This is a genomic window from Martinezella miluonensis (genome assembly GCF_900094545.1).
In the GTDB taxonomy this organism is placed as follows: Bacteria; Pseudomonadota; Alphaproteobacteria; order Rhizobiales; family Rhizobiaceae; genus Rhizobium; species Rhizobium miluonense.
In genome coordinates, this window is record NZ_FMAH01000026.1 from 56,897 (window position 1) to 77,198 (window position 20,302).

At 60.6% G+C, this 20,302-nt stretch carries 18 protein-coding genes; 11 read left to right on the forward strand and 7 right to left on the reverse strand.

Annotation, left to right across the window (positions count from 1 at the left end):
- Positions 1-6 precede the first annotated feature (6 nt).
- Positions 7-1,278 (forward strand): YeaH/YhbH family protein, encoded by a 1,272-nt coding sequence (locus GA0061102_RS20055; RefSeq protein ID WP_092852489.1) that lies wholly within the window; start codon positions 7-9, stop codon positions 1,276-1,278.
- The gene (locus tag GA0061102_RS20060; RefSeq protein ID WP_092852491.1) at positions 1,278-2,825 is read left to right on the forward strand and encodes a SpoVR family protein; all 1,548 of its coding nucleotides are present in this window, start codon (positions 1,278-1,280) and stop codon (positions 2,823-2,825) included. Before GA0061102_RS20055 ends, GA0061102_RS20060 begins: the two co-directional genes overlap by 1 nt.
- Before the next feature lie 14 nt (positions 2,826-2,839).
- Here GA0061102_RS20060 and GA0061102_RS20065 read toward each other — a convergent pair whose 3' ends face one another.
- The 6 genes from GA0061102_RS20065 to GA0061102_RS20090 all read right to left on the reverse strand — a co-directional run bounded on the left by GA0061102_RS20065 (position 2,840) and on the right by GA0061102_RS20090 (position 9,280).
- Positions 2,840-4,291, reverse strand: a complete 1,452-nt coding sequence (locus GA0061102_RS20065; RefSeq protein WP_092852493.1) for a DHA2 family efflux MFS transporter permease subunit — start codon at positions 4,289-4,291, stop codon at positions 2,840-2,842.
- A gap of 128 nt (positions 4,292-4,419) precedes the next feature.
- The gene (locus tag GA0061102_RS20070) at positions 4,420-5,319 is read right to left on the reverse strand and encodes a DUF6030 family protein (RefSeq protein ID WP_092852495.1); all 900 of its coding nucleotides are present in this window, start codon (positions 5,317-5,319) and stop codon (positions 4,420-4,422) included.
- 241 nt (positions 5,320-5,560) lie between these two features.
- Complete coding sequence (locus GA0061102_RS20075; RefSeq protein ID WP_092852497.1) at positions 5,561-6,271, reverse strand: copper homeostasis protein CutC; 711 nt, start codon at positions 6,269-6,271, stop codon at positions 5,561-5,563.
- Positions 6,261-7,184, reverse strand: coding sequence for an ROK family protein (locus GA0061102_RS20080; RefSeq protein WP_092852499.1), 924 nt, complete (start codon positions 7,182-7,184; stop codon positions 6,261-6,263). Before GA0061102_RS20080 ends, GA0061102_RS20075 begins: the two co-directional genes overlap by 11 nt.
- A gap of 87 nt (positions 7,185-7,271) precedes the next feature.
- Positions 7,272-8,624, reverse strand: a complete 1,353-nt coding sequence (locus GA0061102_RS20085; RefSeq protein ID WP_092852501.1) for an ATP-binding protein — start codon at positions 8,622-8,624, stop codon at positions 7,272-7,274.
- On the reverse strand, positions 8,621-9,280 hold the full coding sequence (locus GA0061102_RS20090; RefSeq protein WP_092852503.1) for a response regulator transcription factor: 660 nt from the start codon (positions 9,278-9,280) through the stop codon (positions 8,621-8,623). The genes GA0061102_RS20085 and GA0061102_RS20090 overlap by 4 nt, the downstream gene beginning before the upstream one ends.
- Positions 9,281-9,505: 225 nt before the next feature.
- Here GA0061102_RS20090 and GA0061102_RS20095 point away from each other — a divergent pair, with 225 nt between their 5' ends.
- The 9 genes from GA0061102_RS20095 to GA0061102_RS20135 all read left to right on the forward strand — a co-directional run bounded on the left by GA0061102_RS20095 (position 9,506) and on the right by GA0061102_RS20135 (position 19,306).
- A complete protein-coding gene (locus GA0061102_RS20095; protein WP_092852505.1) occupies positions 9,506-9,961 on the forward strand; it encodes an RbsD/FucU family protein in 456 nt (151 codons plus the stop codon).
- 42 nt (positions 9,962-10,003) lie between these two features.
- Positions 10,004-10,957, forward strand: a complete 954-nt coding sequence (locus GA0061102_RS20100; RefSeq protein WP_092852507.1) for a sugar-binding transcriptional regulator — start codon at positions 10,004-10,006, stop codon at positions 10,955-10,957.
- 146 nt (positions 10,958-11,103) lie between these two features.
- Entirely contained in the window at positions 11,104-12,420 is a 1,317-nt protein-coding gene (locus GA0061102_RS20105; RefSeq protein ID WP_092852509.1) for an ABC transporter substrate-binding protein, read from the forward strand.
- A gap of 148 nt (positions 12,421-12,568) precedes the next feature.
- Positions 12,569-13,441 (forward strand): carbohydrate ABC transporter permease, encoded by an 873-nt coding sequence (locus GA0061102_RS20110; RefSeq protein WP_092852511.1) that lies wholly within the window; start codon positions 12,569-12,571, stop codon positions 13,439-13,441.
- 1 nt (position 13,442) lies between these two features.
- Positions 13,443-14,285, forward strand: coding sequence for a carbohydrate ABC transporter permease (locus GA0061102_RS20115; RefSeq protein WP_092852513.1), 843 nt, complete (start codon positions 13,443-13,445; stop codon positions 14,283-14,285).
- A gap of 11 nt (positions 14,286-14,296) precedes the next feature.
- Positions 14,297-15,295: an ABC transporter ATP-binding protein gene (locus GA0061102_RS20120; protein WP_092852515.1), complete on the forward strand. Its 999-nt coding sequence runs from the start codon at positions 14,297-14,299 to the stop codon at positions 15,293-15,295.
- Positions 15,296-15,446: 151 nt separating this feature from the next.
- The gene (locus tag GA0061102_RS20125) at positions 15,447-16,928 is read left to right on the forward strand and encodes a mannitol dehydrogenase family protein (RefSeq protein ID WP_092852517.1); all 1,482 of its coding nucleotides are present in this window, start codon (positions 15,447-15,449) and stop codon (positions 16,926-16,928) included.
- Positions 16,929-17,027: 99 nt separating this feature from the next.
- Complete coding sequence (locus GA0061102_RS20130; RefSeq protein WP_092852518.1) at positions 17,028-17,702, forward strand: HAD family hydrolase; 675 nt, start codon at positions 17,028-17,030, stop codon at positions 17,700-17,702.
- Positions 17,703-17,722: 20 nt separating this feature from the next.
- Positions 17,723-19,306: an FGGY-family carbohydrate kinase gene (locus GA0061102_RS20135; protein ID WP_092852520.1), complete on the forward strand. Its 1,584-nt coding sequence runs from the start codon at positions 17,723-17,725 to the stop codon at positions 19,304-19,306.
- A 22-nt stretch (positions 19,307-19,328) separates the two neighbouring features.
- Here the strand turns inward: GA0061102_RS20135 and GA0061102_RS20140 are convergent, their stop codons facing one another.
- Positions 19,329-20,180, reverse strand: a complete 852-nt coding sequence (locus GA0061102_RS20140; protein WP_092852522.1) for a MurR/RpiR family transcriptional regulator — start codon at positions 20,178-20,180, stop codon at positions 19,329-19,331.
- Positions 20,181-20,302 lie beyond the last annotated feature (122 nt).

Here is a 20,302-nt window from a genome sequence, read left to right on the forward strand (position 1 = left end):
GAAGGAATGCACATTGTTGACAGACGCCTGAACCCAGGCGGAAAAAGTTTAGAAAATCGTCAACGATTTTTGCGAAGAGCAAAAGCGCTGGTGCAGAGAGCGGTCTTCGAATCCTCTCAGAAACGCGACATTCAGGACATTCTGAAAGGTGGCGAAATCAGCATTCCACTGGATGGAACCGAGGAGCCTCGGTTCCATCGCGGCCCCGAGGGGCTGAAGGAGCATATTCTTCCCGGCAACAAGGACTTCCTCGAGGGTGACATCCTCCCGCGTCCCGAGAGTGGCGGCGGCAGGCCGCAGGCCGGCGGCGATGGCACGGGCGAGGACGCTTTCCGCTTCATCCTGACACGCGACGAATTCCTCGATCTCTTCCTCGACGATCTCGAACTGCCTGACCTTGCCAAGCGGCGGCTGATGTCGGCGGATCAGATCAATCCGGTACGTTCGGGCTACTCCGTGACGGGGTCGCCTGCCAACCTCGCCATCAACCGCACCATGCGGCTGGCGATGATGCGTCGCGTCGCGTTGCATCGACCCAAGCCGGAAACCGTCGCCAAGCTCATCGAAGAGGCGGAGGAGTGCAAGGACGAGAAGCGGCGGGCACAGCTCGAGGCGGAGATCAAGCTGCTGGAATCCAAGGTCCGGCGCATCCCCTATATCGATCCGATCGACATTCGTTATCGCCGTTTCGAGAACGAACCGAAGCCCGTGGCGCAAGCCGTGATGTTCTGCCTCATGGACGTCTCCGGCTCGATGTCGGAGCACATGAAGGACCTCGCGAAGCGCTTCTACATGCTGCTTTATGTCTTCCTGACCCGGCAATATCGCCGCGTCGAGATCGTTTTCATCCGGCATACGGATGTGGCCGAGGAGGTGGATGAGGAGACCTTCTTCCGTAGCCCGGCAACCGGCGGCACGCAGGTTTCGAGCGCGCTCGAAGCCATGCGGCAGATCGTGCACGATCGCTTCCCGCCGTCGGATTGGAACATCTATGCCGCACAGGCGTCGGACGGCGATAATGCCTATTCCGACAATGCCATGACGGCTGCCCTCATGACTGGCGCGATCCTGCCGGTTTGCCAGTATTTCGCCTATCTGGAAGTGGGCGAGTCGCGCAGCGTCGCGATCTCGTCCGGCTCGGCGATCTGGTCGCTCTACGAGCGGCTGCAGGCGGCGTGGCCGGTGCTGTCGATGCGTCGTGTGAACGATCGCAACCAGATCTATCCGGTCTTCCACGATCTCTTCCAGCGCAGGGCGGCCGAAACAAGGAGTGGATAATGGAAAAAGCATCGATGGAACGGCTTTTTGAAGGTGCGGACTGGGATTTTGCCACCATCCAGCGAATCCACGATGCCTGCCAGAAGATCGCCATCGGCGAGCTCGGCCTTAATGTCTATCCCAATCAGATCGAGATCATCACTGCCGAGCAGATGCTCGACGTCTACTCCTCGATCGGTATGCCGCTCTTTTACAAGCACTGGTCCTTCGGCAAGCATTTCGCTCATCACGAGGCCTTCTATCGCAAGGGGCTGCGCGGGCTTGCCTACGAGATCGTCATCAACAGCTCGCCCTGCATTTCCTACCTGATGGAAGAGAATACGGCGACGATGCAGGCGCTCGTGATTGCGCATGCCGCCTTCGGCCACAATCACTTCTTCAAGAACAACTATCTCTTCAAGCTCTGGACGGATGCCGAAGGCATTCTCGACTACCTCAATTTCGCCAAGAGCTATATTGCGCGCTGCGAGGAGCGGTATGGTCACGCCGCCGTCGAGCGGACGCTGGACGCGGCGCACGCGCTGATGTCGCATGGCGTCCATCGCTATGCTGGCAAGAAGACGCCGGACCTGCGCGACGAGGAAAAGCGCGAGCGCGAGCGGCGCGAATATGACGAGAAGATTTTCAACGATCTCTGGCGTACGATTCCGGTCGGGGCAGGCAAGAAGATGCCCGATCTCGATCTGGAGCGCCGGCGCTCCCTGGCGGGTCTGCCGCAGGAAAATATCCTCTACTTCCTGGAAAAAATGGCGCCGCGGCTGAAATCGTGGCAGCGCGAGATCATCCGCATCGTGCGGCATGTCGCCCAATACTTCTACCCGCAGAGCCAGACCAAGGTGATGAACGAGGGCACGGCGACCTACGTGCACTACCGCATCATGACGCGGCTGCACGAGCTTGGCGGCATCAGCGACGGCGATTTCCTCGAATTTCTGAAGTCGCATACCAACGTGGTTTTCCAACCAACCTTCAACGATCAGCGCTACTCAGGCCTCAACCCTTATGCGATCGGCTTTGCCATGATGCAGGATATCGAGCGCATCGTGACGAGACCGAAGGACGAGGACCGTCAGTGGTTCCCGGAGATCGCTGGCACCGGCGACGCCATGGCGGTGCTGCGCGATCTCTGGGCCAATTATCGCGACGAGAGTTTCGTATCGCAATTTCTGAGCCCACACCTGATGCGCAAGATGCGGATGTTCCAGCTCACCGACGATCCAGAAGAGGAAGAGGGGCTGAGGGTCGCTGCAATTCATGACGAGCGCGGCTATCGGCGCATTCGCCGAGAGCTTGCACGGCAATATGATGTCGGCTGGATCGATCCGCATATCGAGATTGTCGACGTCGATCTTGCCGGCGACAGGCGACTGTTGCTCAAGCATACGGTGCTGAACGGCGCGCTGCTCGAGGATATGGATGCCAAGCGCGTATTGCAGCACCTGGCCGATCTCTGGAGCTATGACGTGCTGATGCAGGAAGTCGATCGCTCCGGCACGGTGCTTCGTGACCATCTGGTCCACCCGCGCGCGTCAGCGCTTGCAGCGTAGATCTTGTGAGTCGGTTAGGACGATTGCCCTGAGCGGCGCTGATGGCCGCTCACCTGCATGCCGTCTTCCGGCTGCAGCTTGAGGAAGCCGGGGATGCCGAACAGCGGGATCACCGCCATCAGCAGAAACACGACATGGAATTTCTCCGGCGTCAGCGACGATCCATCGAGCGTGACCAGGCCGAGCAGCATGGCGGCGACCGAGACGCCAAAGCTGACGCTTAATTGCTGCAGGACGCCGCCGAGGCTGGTTGCGCGGCTGAGCTGAGCCGCCGGCGTCTCGGAATATGACAGGGTGTTGGAGGTCATGAACTGCGCCGCGCGCGCCAGACCGAAGATGAAGACATAGAGAATGACAAACCAGTGCGGCGTGTTGGGGGTTATCAAGGCGAAACCGGCGACGACAGCTGCGCCGAAAATAGCACTCCAGGTCAACATGCGATCGAAGCCATAGAGTTTCAGCAGTTTCACCGATACGGGACGCACGACCAGCGTGCTCAAGGCGCTGACGAAGGTCAGAGTACCCGAGACGATCGGGCTCAGGCCGAAGCCGACCTGCAGCATCAGCGGCAGCAGGAAGGGAACGCCGTTCAGCCCGACGCGACAGATGCCGCCGGCAAGGGTGCCGATGCGGAACGTGCGCAGCTTGAAAAGGGTAAGGTCTACAGCCGGTGATTTTGCCGTCTTTGCATAGCGGATGAAGCCTGCGAGCAGCATGCCGGCGGCGGCGAGCGTGAGGAAAATAGCCCAGACAGGAATTGTCGGGCGGCCGACATTCTCGATGCCGTATTGCAGCAGAACGCAGCCGACGCCGACCATGACGAAGCCGGGAAAATCGAACTTGATCGTCTCGTCGCGTTCGGTGTCTTCGACGTAACGCATTGCCATGGCCATACCGATCAGGCCGAAGGGCAGGTTCACCCAGAAGATCCAGCGCCAGGAAAGATAGGTGGTCAGGAACCCGCCAAGCACCGGCCCTATCACCGGCCCTATCACGGCGGGCAGGGTCATGTAGGTCATGGCCGTTACCAGCTGGCTGCGCGGGAAGCTACGGATGAGAATGAGGCGGCCGACCGGCGTCATCATGGCGCCGCCGAAGCCCTGCAGCGCGCGCGTGGCGATCAGCATGGGCAGGCTGGTCGCCAGGCCGCACAGGATCGAGCCGAGCGTGAAGACGAAAAGTGCGAGGGCGAAGATGCGGCGCGCGCCGAAGCGATCCGCGAACCAGCCGCTCACCGGGATGAACATTGCAAGCGTCAGGATGTAGGTCGTTACCGCCAGGTTCATACGGACCGGGGTGGTGGCGAGGCTTTTGGCGATATCCGGAACGGCGGTGATGAGAATGGTCGAATCGAGCTGTTCCATCAGGAAGGCCACGGCGACAACGGCGGGAATGATGTAGCGCAGGCGGGGATTGCGTTCGACCGCGAAAGTCTGGCCCTGCGGATTGAGATCAAGCGAGTCCATAAAATGTAATAGCTTTCCACCGCCTGAGGGGGAGCAGGCATTTCCGAATGATATGATCATTATCCATGGCGCAGTGCAACAAAAACCGGACCGATAGGGTTTGCCGGATGCCGGGCGCGTCCTGCGATCTAGTTGGTCTGCAAGGGAGAAGGCAGCGTCCAGCGTGCCTTGTCGAAAACGGTAGCCGTTCGGATCTGTTCCGGTGCGGTTCTTCTCAACTCCAGCTGAAGATTGAAATTATTGTTGCCCTGGAATTCCTTGAAGAAGCTGAGCTTGGCGCCGAAGGCTTGCAGCGTCACGTCCTGCAAGGTGCCGATTGCGTCCAGCGCGGTTTGAAAATCCAGCCAGTGCGTCTCGTTGAGCAAGAGCACGACGGTGTCGACGAACGTGCTGGCGATGGCCTTGCCGTCGGCATTGTCGGGCATGATCACCTTGATGCGGATAGCGTCGAGCTCACCGGTCGGCTTGCCGCGCGCAATGATGAAGAAGGAAGCCGCCTTCGCATCGCCATAGGCGCCCTTCTGGACGGCATAGCTGCATTCGGACGTGCTGCCGCCCAGCTCGCTTTGTCGCCATTCGCCGACGGAAAGGCCGAATTTCACCAGATCGGCGCAAAGGGTCTGGCCGGATATTCTCCAGCTTCGCACGAAGGCGCCGCGCAACGCGTCGACCGGAGTATCGAACAGGTGCGAGGTTCTGACTGGAGATGATTTGGCGGCGGCCGCCCCGGCCGGTGCCCGAGCGCTGCGCACAGTGGCGCCGGCCGGCGCCGCGTTCTTGTTTCCGACTATGGTTTTCGGGGCGGCTCCGGCAGGCGGCGAGACCGCGCTTCCGGCACTTTGAGCCGGTGAAGGCGTGGGCTGCTGCTCCTGCTTCGGAAACAGGTTGAGATGATAGCGACGGTCCAGCGCTCTCAGGTTACGCATGTCGTTGGCAAGCAGCGCGGTCGCGAGGATGATCGAGCCGATGACAACAGCCGCAATCCAGAACACAGCCCAGCTTTTCTTGCGAGGTGGCGCCACCGACATGATTGAGATCTACAGCTACTCCCGAGGAAATTCGCTTTGCTGCAACGATCGTATGTTGCGCAGCTCGCCCATGCCTACAGCATATGCGTTTATGAACGATTGATCATTCTAATGTTTCTTTGTCAATTCATGGCGTTGCTCGGAGCGACTCCGCGAAAAGCGAGCAGTGGCCTTCCGTCCGGAATTGCGCGAAAACAACGGGCTGGAGCAGCTCGGAGCTTCCGTAGAGAGCTGGGGTGCTCTACACGAAATAGGCCTTGAGCGCTTTGACGGTCGCTACATCGGTGCGACGAGCCGACGGTGCCGAAAATCCGAGGGCGAGCAGCCGTTCATCGGTTTCCGTTGCCGCCACGGCGCCGGAGGAGTGGACTTCGCTGATCGGCAATCGCGGCCATAGCTGGCCGATCGTCGCCAGCGTGACGCCCGCGCCCGGCATGATGGAAATACGGCCAGCGGCAATGGCAATCACCTGTTCCAGCGTTGCGACGCCCTCCGCGCTCGTCTTCGCGCCACCCGATGTCAGGATGCGTTCGAAACCAAGCGAGACGGCCATTTCGACGGCCTCATCGATATCCGGAACGAGATCGAAGGCGCGGTGCAGCGTCTTGCCAAGTGTGCCTGCGTGGGCTGTCAGCGCGGCCAGCGCATCGAAATCGAGCCGTCCGTCGGGCAGCGAAGCGCCGAATACGACGCCCGGCAGTCCGGCATCGCGCGCCATGTCGATATCGCGCTTCATGACGTCGAGCTCGTCGGCGGAGTAGACGAAGCTGCCGGCGCGGGGGCGGATCATGGCATAGGAGGGAACGGACATGCCTGCCGCCGCCTCTATCAATCCGGCGCTCGGCGTCAGGCCACCGACGGAGAGCGCACTGCAAAGCTCGATACGATCGCCGCCGCCGGCGATGGCGGCCTTGAGGCCGGAAATATCGTCGACGCAGATCTCAAGCAGCATGGTGTTCTCCCCCATATCGCAGTCCCAGCAGGGCGGCGCCGATCAGTCCCGGCTCAAGCTTGCATTGGCTGGGGACCACCAGCGGCCGGCCGAATTTGCGCAGGATGCGGGCTCGTACCGCCTCGTCCAGCCGTGCCAGGAGCGGTTCGACGTTGGAAAGGCCGCCTCCGACCGGAACGATGGTCGCGCCTGTTATATTGACCGTCAGCGCAAGCGGCGAGGCGACCAGATCGATCATGACGTCGATCGTGCGCTGAGCCTGCGTGTCGTCCTTCAGCCATCGGTCGATGATCTCTTCGCTGGACAATTCGACACCGTGCAGCGTCTTGTGCAGGCGCTCGATGCCACGGGCGCCGCCGACGGTGTCGACGCAGCCCTTCTGGCCGCAGCCGCAGGGATAGGCGGGGATGGCGGCCGGCGGATCGCCCGCGAAGGAAGCGATGATCGGCCCATGACCCCATTCGCCGGCAAAGCCGCCGGCGGCATTCACCAAACGTCCGTCCGCCACCAGACCGCCGCCGACGCCGGTGCCGAGAATGGCGCCGAATACGATGCGATGACCACGGCCGGCGCCGGACATGGCTTCCGCCATGGCAAAGCAATCGGCATCGTTGGCAACCAGTACGGGATAGCCGAGTTCAGCCTCCAGATCGTCGGCGAGGCGTCGGCCGTGAATGCAGGGTATGTTGGCGCAGGTCAGCGCCTGCGTATCGGGATCCACCACGCCGGCAATGGAAAAGGAGAGGCAATCCGGCTTCTCGCCCGCCTCGGTGATGACATCGCGCAGGGCTGCGACGAATTCGGCGAAGTCATGCTTGGGCGTGGGGCGCCGCGCCAGCGGCAGAATATCGGACATGGAGCGGGCGATTCCGCCCTTGATGGCGCTACCGCCGATGTCGAAGGAAACGATCATGAATACAGACCTGCAGGAAACATGCGGCACTTGCTCGCACCCTTTGCCGGTCTTTGCAAGGCCAATCCTTGCGGTGCTGCGCCGCCATCAACCGCGCGGCAGGGTAATCCTCGCCTCGAAACCGTCGGATCTTCCGGTGGCGGGCGATATGAGATCGATGCGCCCCCCGATCTGATTGACGATGCGCTCGACGATGGAAAGTCCGAGGCCGGAGCCTGCGGCCTTTGTCTTGCCGCGCCAGAAGCGTTTCTTCAGGCCGGTGAATTCTTCCTCCAAAAGCACATGGCCGCCGTTGACGACGCGGACGGTGCCATCGTCAACTCTGACCGTTACTTCATCGTCGACCGGTCCGTGGATCAATGCGTTTTCGATCAGATTGCGCATGACGATGGCAAAGGCATCGATATCGATATTGCGGATCAGTTTCCCCTTCGTCTCGTTCTCCAGCAGGACGCGTCCGGCGGTGCCGGTGTCGCGATCGTAATCACCGATCACGGTTTCGATGACCGCGATCAGATCGATCGGCTTTTCGCCGGTGCCGATGCCGGCTTGCGCGCGGGAGAGCTGCAGCAGCTTTTCGGCCAGACGGCCGAGATTGGAGAGCGACGTCTCGATGCGGCTGGCTCGTTCGGCAAGCGGGCCTGGCGGCAATTCCACCAGCAGGCGCTGGGTCTGTGCGAGAGCGCCGGCAATCGGCGTGCGCAGTTCATGGGCGCTGTTGGCGGAGAATTCACGTTCGGCTTCGAGGGCGAGCCGCAGACGGTCGAGCAGGAGATTGACGGAGCGGGCGATCGGTTGCAGCTCGCGCGGTAATGTCTCGGCATCCAGCGGCATCATATTGCCGCCGTCCTTGGTGGCGATCTGCGATCGCAGGCGGTCGATCGGCCGCAGCGACCGGCCGACGATAAGGCCGATGGCGACGATGCTGGCGGGAATGAGGGCCAGCAACGGCCAAAGCAGCGCGACACCGCTTTCGCGGGATGCTTCGCGACGATTCTTGAACGCGTCGGCAACATGCAGGAAGATGGTCCCGTCAGCCGACGATTCCGTATAGATCCGGTAGCGCGCCGCGTTGTGGAAGCCGATCACCAGCGGCACATCGTAGGCTGTGGGAGGGGCATCGTGCGAATGCAGGATGACTTTGCCGTTCGCATCGAGCACCTGATAGGTCAGATATTCGCGGTTCAGCCCTTTGTTGAGCTGTTCCAGGCTTTGCGGATCGCCCGAATGGTCGCGGTTGCCGAGATCATCGAGCACCAGGGGCATCAGCCGCTCCGCGGTTTCCTGCAGCGCGCCGTCGAAAGTCTCGGATAGTTCCTTATGCACGACATAGACGCCGATGCCGACGGCAATCAGCCAGAAAAGCACGACGGTACCCGTGAGCGCGGCGATCAGGCGCCAGGTGATGCTGGCGCGGCTGGGCTCATTGGGCTTCGTCATTTGTCACCCAGGCTATAGCCGACGCCGCGGGCCGTCCGGATGCGGTCCTTGCCGATCTTCTTGCGCAGGCGGCTGACATAGACTTCGACCGTGTTGCTCTCGATTTCGGAGCCGAAGGCGTAGAGCGCTTCTTCGATCTTGTCCTTCGATACGATTGCGCCCGGCCGGGCGACAAGCAGATCGAGCACGGCCCATTCGCGCCCCGTCAGAACGATGTCCTTGCCTTCCAGCCGGACGCGTCGCTGCGGCTGATCGATCTCGAGGTCGGCAAAGCGAATGGTCGGCTGCGGGCTGCCGATATAGCGGCGGGCGACAGCCAGGATGCGGGCGGTGAGCTCGCCGAGACTAAAGGGTTTTACGAGATAGTCGTCAGCGCCGCTGTTCAAGCCCTCGATGCGATCGGAAATCTGGTCGCGTGCGGTGAGAATGATGACGGGGGTCTCGTCAGGCTTGCGGCGCAGGCGCTTCAGAAAGTCGATGCCGCTGCCGTCCGGAAGCTGCAGGTCCAGCAAGACGAGACCGTAGTTCACGGCACTGGTAACTTCGCTGGCATCGGCCAGATTTTTTACCCAGTCGACGGCATGCGAGTCTGCCGCGATATGGTCCCGAACGGCGCTGCCGATCGTATCATCGTCTTCCACAAGGAGAATCCGCACCTGAGCCCTCTCAACCGTTGACTGCGCTTCAGTTAATGCCGACGAACCTATCGGGTCAATAACGGCCAAAATAGGCCTTGTGGAGATATGTCTTTCAAGCCGAGGCGTCTTTTCCGGAAACGTTCCCGGCACCTATGGACAGACTGGGATGCCGTGGTTACTTCTTTGCGCGGAGAACGAAGCGGCGCAGGATGGCCGCCACAAGCTATTGGAGGTTATTCGGTCATGCTGAAGGGAATTTCGCCGCTGTTGAATGCGGATGTGCTCTACGCGCTGAAATCGATGGGGCATGGTGACATGCTCGTCGTGGTAGATACGAATTTTCCCGCAGAAGCCATCGCGAGCCAGACGGTTTTGGGTGAGCTGCTGCGCATCGACAACGTGCCGGCTGCCGATGCGGTTGCCGCAATATTGTCGGTGATGCCCCTCGACACCTTCATCGACGATGCGGCGACGCGCATGGAAGTTGTGGGTGCGCCGGACGAGGTGCCGCAGGTCCAGCGCGAAGTGCAGGAAGTGGTCGACAAGGCCGAGGGCAAGCATTGGCCGCTGTCGCCGGTCGAGCGATTTGCCTTCTACGAGCGCGCCAAGGATGCCTATTGCGTCATCCAAACAGGCGAACGTCGCTTTTACGGCTGTTTCACCTTGACCAAGGGCGTCATCCCGCCGGAAGCTGAGTGATCCGGTTACCGGACAAGGGCGCTGTTTCGATAAAGGAATGCGATGGCGAAGAAGCTGGATTCCCAAGGGCGGCTTGACGATGCGGCGCGTGCCGGATGGCTCTATTATGTCGCCGGGCGGACGCAGGACGAGATCGCCGTCGCTATGGGGATTTCCCGCCAGTCGGCGCAGAGGCTTGTGTCGCTTGCCGTCGCCGAACGGCTAATCAAGGTTCGGCTGGATCATCCGATCGCTGCTTGCCTCGAATATTCGGCGGCGCTCAAGAAGAAATTCAATCTGCGACATGTCGATATCGTGCCGAGCGATCCGGACGGTACGTCCTCCACGGTCGGCATCGCTCAGGCGGGTGCTGCCGAAATCGAGCGCTGGCTGAAGCGCAGCGACCCGATCGTGGTGGCGATCGGCACGGGCCGCACGCTGAAGGCCGCGGTCGACCAATTGCCGGCGATCGAATGTCTGCAGCACCGCGTTGTGTCGCTAACGGGCAATATCGGCCCGGATGGTTCGGCCGCCTATTATAACGTCATCTTCAGCATGGCCGACGTCGTCAAGGCGCGGCACTTTCCGATGCCGCTGCCCGTGCTGGTATCTTCGGCGGAGGAACGCGAGCTGCTGCATGCGCAGGCGCTGGTGCGCTCGACGCTCGATATCAGCGCTCAGGCCGACGTGACCTTTGTCGGCATCGGCGAAATGGGTGTCGAGGCGCCGCTCTGTCTCGACGGCTTTCTTGAGAAGGACGAGATGCTGGCGCTGATGAAGCGCGGCGCTGCCGGGGAGATTTGTGGCTGGGTTTTCGATGGTGAAGGAAAGCTCATGCCAGACGACGTCAACGATCGCGTCGCAAGCGCGCCGCTGCCGTCGCGCGATACCTCCTCCGTCATCGGAATCGCCAAGGGAAGACGCAAGTTCGAGGCGATCAAGGCAGCCGTCACCGGTCGTCAAATCAACGGTTTGATTACCGATGAGGCAGTTGCTGAGTTTTTGCTCAAGGGCTGAGCAAAAAATTTAATCCATAAAAACAAAAGGATAGGCTGCTTGCTCGGCACTGCAGCAACGAATTCGCATTGACATTTTGTCGCAAGAGGTGAGTAATTGCCCACGAGCAAAGCGAATGCTCATTTTTAGTCTTCTGGGAGGAAGATATGAAATTGAAAACTTTACTGCTGAGCGCCTGCTCGGCGCTGATGTTTGCCGGCTTGGCGTCCGCCGAAACCCTCACGATTGCGACAGTCAACAACGGTGACATGGTCCGTATGCAGAAGCTTACGGATGATTTCAAAGCCAAGAACCCCGGCATCGACCTGCAGTGGGTCACGCTTGAAGAAAACGTATTGCGCCAGAAGGTTACGACCGACATCGCTACCAAGGCAGGCCAGTACGACGTACTTACCATCGGCACCTACGAAGTGCCGATCTGGAGCAAGCTTGGCTGGCTTGCCTCGCTCGACAAGCTTTCCGCCGACAAGGACTATGACGTGAATGACCTTCTCCCGGCCATTCGCAGCGGTCTGACCACCGACGGCAAGCTCTATGCAGCACCGTTCTACGGCGAAAGCTCGATGGTGATGTACCGCAAGGACCTGTTCGAAAAGGCCGGCCTGAAGATGCCGGACGCGCCGACCTGGGACTTCGTTGCCGATGCCGCCCGCAAGATCACCGACAAGGATCATGAAGTCTACGGCATCTGCCTTCGCGGCAAGGCAGGCTGGGGCGAGAACATGGCGTTCCTGACGGCGATGTCGAATTCCTTCGGCGCCCGCTGGTTCGACGAGAAGTGGAAGGCACAGTTCGACCAGCCGGAATGGAAGGCGACGCTCGACTTCTACGTCAAGCTGATGAAGGACGCTGGCCCTCCGGGTGCTTCTTCCAACGGCTTCAATGAAAACCTGGCTCTGTTCCAGTCCGGCAAGTGCGGAATGTGGATCGACGCAACGGTTGCCGCTTCCTTCGTCTCCGATCCGAAGGAATCCAAGGTCGCCGATAAAGTCGGCTTTGCTCTGGCTCCGGACAAGGGTCTGGGCAAGCGCGGTAACTGGCTCTGGGCATGGAACCTCGCCATCCCGGCTTCGTCGAAGAAGACCGAAGCTGCAGAGAAGTTCATCTCCTGGGCAACCAGCAAGGAATACACCAACCTGGTCGCCCAGAAGGAAGGCTGGCTGAACGCACCTCCCGGCACCCGTACGTCGCTCTACGCGAGCGCGGACTACCAGAAGGCAGCGGCTTTCGCGAAGATGACGCTCGACTCGATCAACTCTGCCGATCCGACCCATCCGACCGTGAAGCCGGTTCCCTATGTCGGCGTCCAGTTCGTCGCTATCCCTGAGTTCCAGGGTATCGGCACGGCTGTAGGCCAGCAGTTCTCGGCCGCCCTTGCCGGTCAGATCTCTGTCGACCAGGCTCTGAAGGCTGCGCAGCAGCTGACGGAACGCGAAATGAAGAAGGCCGGCTACCCGAAGTAAGGGGCCGTTGAAGCTAAGGAAAGCAGTGCCTCCTCTCGAGCATTGCTTTCCCCTAGGCCGCCGAGCGCCGAACTGCCCTTGGCGGCCCTTTTCGTTTCAGCCGGTCCACGGCCACCTCTTCCTGCTCAAAGATAGGTCGGTACTTGCCATGGCAACGTTGCACACCCGTTCCACCGCGCGCGTCATGATGGCGCCTTCGATTCTGCTCCTCTTTGCGTGGATGATCGTCCCGCTCGTGATGACGATCTATTTCTCGACGCTGAACTACAATCTGCTGTCGCCCGGCGCGCATGATTTCCTCGGTTGGCTCAACTACGAATATTTCGTCACCGATCCGGCCTTCCTGAGTTCGCTGATCGTGACGCTGCTGCTTGTTGGCGGCGCATTGGTGATCACCGTGGTCGGCGGTATTGCGCTGGCGCTCCTTCTCGATCAGCCGATCTTCGGCCAGGGCATCGTGCGCATGCTGGTGCTTGCGCCCTTCTTCGTGATGCCGACGGTCGCCGCACTCATCTGGAAGCACATGTTCATGAACCCGGTGAACGGGCTCCTGGCGCATCTCTTCCGATTGTTCGGGCTTGATCCGCTGACCTGGCTGGAGACGGTTCCGCTGCTGTCTGTCATCATCATCGTCGCCTGGCAATGGCTGCCCTTCGCCACACTCATCCTGCTGACGGCCATGCAGTCACTGGACGAAGAGCAAAAGGAAGCCGCCGAAATGGACGGCGCCGGTCCGATCTCGAAGTTCATCTACATCACCCTGCCGCATCTGGCCCGCGCCATCACGGTCGTGATTCTGATCGAGACGATCTTCCTGCTGTCTGCCTTCGCCGAGATCCTTGTCACCACCAATGGCGGTCCGGGTACGGCGACGACGAACCTGACTTATCTCGTCTATTCGCAGATCGTTCTGTCGCAGGATGTCGGCGGCGCATCGGCAGGCGGCATCATCGCCGTCATCCTCGCCAATATCGTCGCGATCTTCCTGATGCGCGCAGTCGGCAAGAATCTGGAGGCTTGAGATGGCACGCAAAATCACCACACAGCGCAAGATTTTCATATCGGTGGTCGCCTGGGTCGTGGCGCTCCTCATCTTCTTCCCGATCCTGTGGACGATCCTGACGAGCTTCAAGACGGAGGGTGACGCCATCGCCTCGCCGCCGCAGTTCCTTTTCTTCCACTGGACGCTGCAGAACTATTTCGAGGTGCAGTCGCGCTCGGATTACTTCCTCCACTTCGGCAACTCGGTCATCATCGCCTTCGGTTCCACAATCCTCGGCTTGCTCGTCGCCGTTCCGGCCGCGTGGGCCATGGCATTCTCGCCGACCAAGCGGACCAAGGATGTCTTGATGTGGATGCTGTCCACCAAGATGATGCCGCCGGTCGGCGCCTTCATCCCGATCTACCTGCTGTTCCAGGGCTTCGGCCTCTTGAACAACCAGTTCGCCAGCCGCGCCGGCATGGTCGTCGTCCTGATGCTTATCAACCTGCCGATCATCGTCTGGATGCTCTATACCTACTTCAAGGAAATCCCCGGCGAGATCCTCGAAGCGGCCCGCATGGATGGCGCGACGCTGGCAAAGGAGATCATCTACGTCCTGACGCCGATGGCGATCCCCGGCCTTGCCTCGACGATGCTGCTCAACATCATCCTCGCCTGGAACGAGGCCTTCTGGACGCTCAATCTGTCGGCGGTCGACGCCGCACCATTGAGCACCTTCATCGCCTCGTACTCCAGCCCGGAAGGCCTGTTCTATGCCAAGCTTTCGGCGGCATCGACCATGGCGATCGCTCCGATCCTGATCCTCGGCTGGTTCAGCCAGAAACAACTCGTTCGCGGCCTCACCTTCGGCGCGGTTAAGTAAGGAAGACAAGCATGGGTAGCATTGTTCTTAAGAAGGTTTCCAAGGTCTTCGGCGAAGCCAAGGTCATCCCTTCCATCGACCTCGAGATCGATAATGGTGAGTTCGTCGTGTTCGTCGGCCCGTCCGGTTGTGGCAAGTCCACGCTGCTGCGCCTGATCGCCGGCCTCGAAGACGTCTCCGGCGGGCAGATCATGATCGACGGAAAGGACGGCACCAATCTGAAGCCGTCCGACCGCGGCCTTGCCATGGTGTTCCAGTCCTACGCGCTCTATCCGCATATGAGCGTGCGCAAGAACATCGCCTTTCCGCTGAAGATGGCGAACATGCCGCAGGCGGAAATCGACAAGAAGGTCGCGGATGCCGCGCGCGTCCTGAATCTCACGGACTATCTGGAGCGCAAGCCGCGCCAGCTTTCCGGCGGGCAGCGTCAGCGCGTTGCCATCGGCCGCGCCATCGTGCGCCAACCGGCAGCCTTCCTCTTCGACGAGCCCTTGTCGAACCTGGACGCGGCACTGCGTGTCAACATGCGCCTCGAAATCAGCGAGCTGCATCAGCAGCTGAAGACGACGATGATCTATGTGACGCACGATCAGGTCGAGGCCATGACCATGGCCGACAAGATCGTCGTGCTCAACCGCGGCAATATCGAGCAGGTGGGTTCGCCGCTGGAACTCTATCGCAGCCCTCGCAATCTCTTCGTCGCCGGTTTCATCGGCTCGCCGAAGATGAATTTCGTCAAGGGCGCCTATGCCCAGAGCCTCGGCGGCGACACCATCGGCGTACGCCCGGAGCATGTGCTGCTGTCGACCACCTCCGGCGACTGGCAGGGCAAGGTGCTGGTTGCCGAGCATCTTGGCTCCGACACCTTCCTGCACATCGACGTCGACGGGATCGGCACGGTGACGGCGCGCGGCTCGGGCGATTTCCCGGCCCGGGCCGGCGACATCGTCTACCTGACGCCGGACAAGGCGCATATTCATCGGTTCAACGCCGGGGGCCTGTCGATCTGAGCCAAAACCAAGGCCGTGCGCGATCAATGCGCACGGCCAACGCATTTCTTCCGGTTCGCATTCATCGATCTCCGCGGACGGGCAAGCATACCAGCCGGCGCGGTCTTCCCAAGCCGCCCTGAGCCAGAGACCTTTCAGAAGGACCAGAGACATGACGTGCAAATTATCGCTCGCAACTCTCCAGCAGGCGGCTGCAAAGGCGGCTATTCCTGCCTACGATCCGAAGTCGCTTTCGGCGGGCATCGTGCATTTCGGTGTCGGCAATTTCCATCGCGCCCATCAGGCTGTTTATCTCGACGATCTTTTCAATGCCGGCGCGGCTCATGATTGGGCGATCATCGGCGCAGGCGTCCTGCCTTCCGATGCGGCCATGCGGGAGAAGCTGGCCGCTCAGGACTTTCTGACGACCGTGGTCGAGCAGGACAATAATCGCACGGCTGCGCGCGTCACCGCGCCCATGATCGATATTCTGCCGGTCGGCGATGCCAAGGTTATCATCGCCAAGCTCGCCGACCCGACGATCCGTATCGTCTCGATGACGATCACCGAGGGCGGCTACTTCATCGACGCCTCGGGCAAGTTCAATCCCGCTCATCCGGCAATCGTCGCCGACGGGCAGGACCCCGATGCGCCGAAGACCGTGTTCGGTCTGATCGTGGCCGGCCTCAAGGTGCGGCGTGCCGCCGGCCTGCAGCCCTTCACCGTCATGTCCTGCGACAACATTCCCCATAATGGCGGAGTTACCAAAGCGGCCGTCGTCGGCACGGCGCGGCTCTCCGACCCGACGTTTGCCGACTGGATCGCGGCGAACGTCGCCTTTCCGAACGGCATGGTCGACCGCATCACGCCGGCGACCGGTACGCGCGAGATCGACCTGTTAAAAGAAGCCTTCGACATCGAGGACAATTGGCCCGTCTATTGCGAAGAGTTCAAGCAATGGGTGCTGGAAGACAATTTCCCTGCCGGCCGTCCTGCGCTCGAAAAGGTCGGTGTGACCTTCGTGCCCGATGTGACGCCCTATGAGCATATGAAGATCCGCATCCTCAACGGCGGTCATGCGGCGATCGCCTATCCGGCAGCGCTGATGGATATCCATTTCGTGCATGAAGCCATGGAAGAGCCGCTGATCCGCGCCTTCCTTGCCAAGCTCGAAAACGATGAGATCATCCCCGTCATCCCGCCTGTGCCGAACACGGTGCTTGCTGACTATTTCAAGCTGATCGAGCGGCGTTTCTCCAATCCGAAGATCGCCGATACCATTCCGCGTCTCGCGCAGGACGGCTCGAACCGTCAGCCGAAGTTCATACTGCCATCCACGGCCGATCGCCTCCGCCGCGGCGAGGATATTGTCGGTCTTGCGCTCGTCTCGGCGCTCTGGTGCCGCTACTTCGCCGGCAAGAGCGACAGCGGCAAGGACATCGTCTTCAACGATGCCAGTGCTGACCGGCTGCATGAAGCAGCCCTCAAGGCGAAGAGCGATCCGGCAGCCTTCCTGGTGTTCGACGACATTTTCGGCGATGTCGCCAAATCCGATCTCTTCCGCAAGCGCTTCGCGCATGCACTGAAAACGCTGTGGGAAAAGGGTACCCGCGCCACGCTGCAGCTATACTTGGACAACAAACTCGCGGAATAACTTTCAAACGGCCGGATTTTTCCTGTTCCGGCCGTTTTCCATTGCTGCCCCGGTAAATCGGGTAGGCGGGACAACAACAGAATTCAGGTTGGATCTGTGATGACGGGTGCGGGAACAGGGCTCGTAATCTTCGATTGCGATGGTGTGCTTGTAGACAGCGAGCCGCTGTCGGTCGGCGTGCTCATCGAGGCGATGCGCGATATCGGCGTAGAGATGAGCGAAGAGGATGTCTACAGCCGCTTCCTCGGCAAGAGCTTGGCGACGCTCGTCGATACGATGCAAACGGAGTTCGATGTCTTCATCGATCAGGCGTTCCTGGATCGCATTCGCAATAATCTTTACGAACGATTCAAGCATGAATTGAAGCCGACTGACGGCATTGCTGCGACGCTGGATGCGCTTTCGCTGCCGCGCTGTGTTGCCTCGTCGAGCCAGCTGGAGCGCATCCGGCTCTCGCTCGGCGTGACCGGTCTTCTGGACAAGCTGGAGCCGAACATTTTCAGCGCCAGCATGGTCAAGCGCGGCAAGCCGGCGCCGGATCTATTTCTTTATGCGGCCGAAAAAATGGGCGTGCCGCCAAAGGATTGCATCGTCGTGGAAGACAGCCCGGCGGGGATCACGGCGGCGCGCGCGGCCGGCATGACGGTCTTTGCCTTCACCGGCGGTTCGCATGCGCATTCGCCGAGTTACCGGGCAGAGCTGGAGCAGCTTTCACCGGAAGTCGTGTTTGACGCGATGCCGGAATTGATACAACTTGTCCGCAACAAGAGATAAGTGGTCGGGACCTCTTTTGCATGCGTGATCACGTGGTTGCGGTCGATATCGGCACAGGCAGCGCACGCGCCGGTGTCTTCACGGCGAGCGGCTTACTGCTGGGAAAAAGCGAACATCCGATCCTGATGAATCGCCCGCGTGAGAACCACGCCGAGCATGATTCCGAAGACATATGGGCTGCCGTCTGCGCCGCCGTTCGCGCAGCCGTGAAGGCATCCGGCGTCGATGCATCCGTCATAGGCGCGATCGGCTTCGATGCAACCTGTTCACTGGTGGTGCGTGATCGCGACGGAGGGCAGCTCACCATTTCCACCGGTGGCGACAAGAGGTTCGACACCATCGTCTGGCTCGATCATCGGGCGCTGGCCGAGGCGGATTACTGCACTGCGACCAAGCATGCGGTTCTCGAATATTCCGGCGAGTTTATGTCGCCGGAAATGGAAATGCCGAAGCTGATGTGGCTGAAGGAGAACCTGCCGGAAAGCTGGGCTGAGGCCGGCTATTTCTTCGATCTTGCCGATTTCATGACCTGGAAGGCCACGGGTTCGCTTGCGCGCTCGCGTTCGACGCTGGTGGCGAAATGGAATTATCTCGCCCATCGCGATCCGGGCTGGCAGGCCGATTTTCTCAATGTGATCGGCCTTGGCGATCTGCGCGAGCGCGGCGGCCTGCCCGAGGAGAGCGTCGCCGTCGGCAAGAGCATCGGCACACTGACGGCCGAGGCCGCCGAGGCGCTGGGGCTCGACCGCGCCTGCCATGTCGGCGCCGGCATGATCGACGCCTACGCCGGCGCACTTGGTGCACTCGCCGCCCATGCCGGCGATGCCGCGACATTGGAGCATCAGCTGGCGTTGATTGCCGGAACCTCGAGCTGCGTCGTTTCCTTCGCGCGCGAACGCAAGCGCAGCACAGGCATGTGGGGTCCCTATTACGAGGCGGTCTTCCCGGGCATGTGGCTGGCCGAAGCGGGGCAGTCGGCAACCGGTGCGCTGCTCGACCATATCGTCAGCATGCATGCGGCCGGCGGCCCTCCGTCGGCGGCATTGCATGACCGCATCGTTCGGCGGATCGCCGAGTTGCGGCTAGCCGAAGGCGACTCTCTCGGAGGGCGCATCCATGTGCTGCCCGATTTTCACGGCAATCGGTCGCCGCTTGCAGATCCGCATGCATTGGGCGTCATCAGCGGCATGACGCTGGACGCGTCCTTCGACGGCCTCTGCCGGCTTTACTGGCGCACCAGCGTCGGTATTGCGCTCGGTATCCGCCACATACTGGAACGGATGCGGGACTACGGTTATGTGCCCGATACGCTGCACGTCGCCGGTGGCCATGTGAAGAATTCTGTGCTGATGGAGCTTTATTCCGATGTGACCGGCTGCAAGGTCGTGACCCCGAAGATGAATGAGACGGTGCTTCTCGGCACGGCAATCGCCGCCTCCGTCTCTTGCGGTCTCCATGAAAGCCTGGGTGCGGCGGGTGCTGCCATGTATCCCGGTGGTCACGAGCGCTTGCCGGATACTCGCAGGCAGGCGCTTTACGATCGTGATTATCGCCGCTTCCTTGCCATGTATCGCCATCGGGCGGAATTGGACGCCATGGAATAGGTGGATTTGCCTTTGCTACTGCTTATCTTAGCGGCGCGGGGGCGAACATGCCTTGCAGCTCTTCAATCCGGCGCGTTCTGTTTCCCGCCGCTTCGCCCGCGGCCTGGGTGGCGGCTACGGCGATCAGTTCCAGCAGCGCCATCATGCCCGAGAGGCTCTCGCGGCTATTGGCTCGCAGAGGCGGCAACGACAGCGTGACGTTGGCAAATTCATGCGCCCATTCCGTAAATTGGCCGGTTGCGAGCAGAACTTTGTGTCCGGCACGGCGGGCAGATCGGGCCAGCAACCGCGAGGCGACGAAGCGCGGTGAATCGATGATGATGAGCAGACTGTCTTCGGAGTGCGCGCCCAGCATTTCGATATAGCTGCCGTTGGCGCCGTCGAGGAAGAGAACGCGATCGCGGGCAAACGTCAGCCGGTCGCAGAAATGACGACCGAGCCCTGCGAGGCCGGGATGGGACGTGACGAAAACACTGCTGGACGACAGGATTGTCGAAACCGCATCATGCCACTGCGGCTGGCCGGCGAGGTTGTAGATATGCTGCAATATCTCGACCTGTTCGACGACTTGGGCTGCCAAAGGGCGGCTCTCGCCGGCATCCTTCTGAAGCTGCTCGAGAACATTCGGCAATTGTACCGTAGCCGGAACCACATTCTCCTTCAGATGCACCCGGATACCATCCAGACCGTGATAGCCGAGGGACCGCAAGAATCGTCCCACCGTCATAGGACTCAACTCCAGCCTGTCGGCCACGGAAGAGGCGGTTTCGAACGGTAATTCATTCAGATGTTCTGAGAAATACTTTGCAATACGTCGCTCAGCTGGCGTACCAACCTTGATATATTCTCTAAGTTTTTGGCCGAGGTCTTCCAAATTATGCGCCCCATTGACGGTCCTTTTGATGCTTGAGTGCACCAATTGATGGAACAATCGGTTGTGCAAATCTCGCAAGGCCGCCCTTGTTGTTTTGGTTGTTGTTAGGAACAAGGCATCGA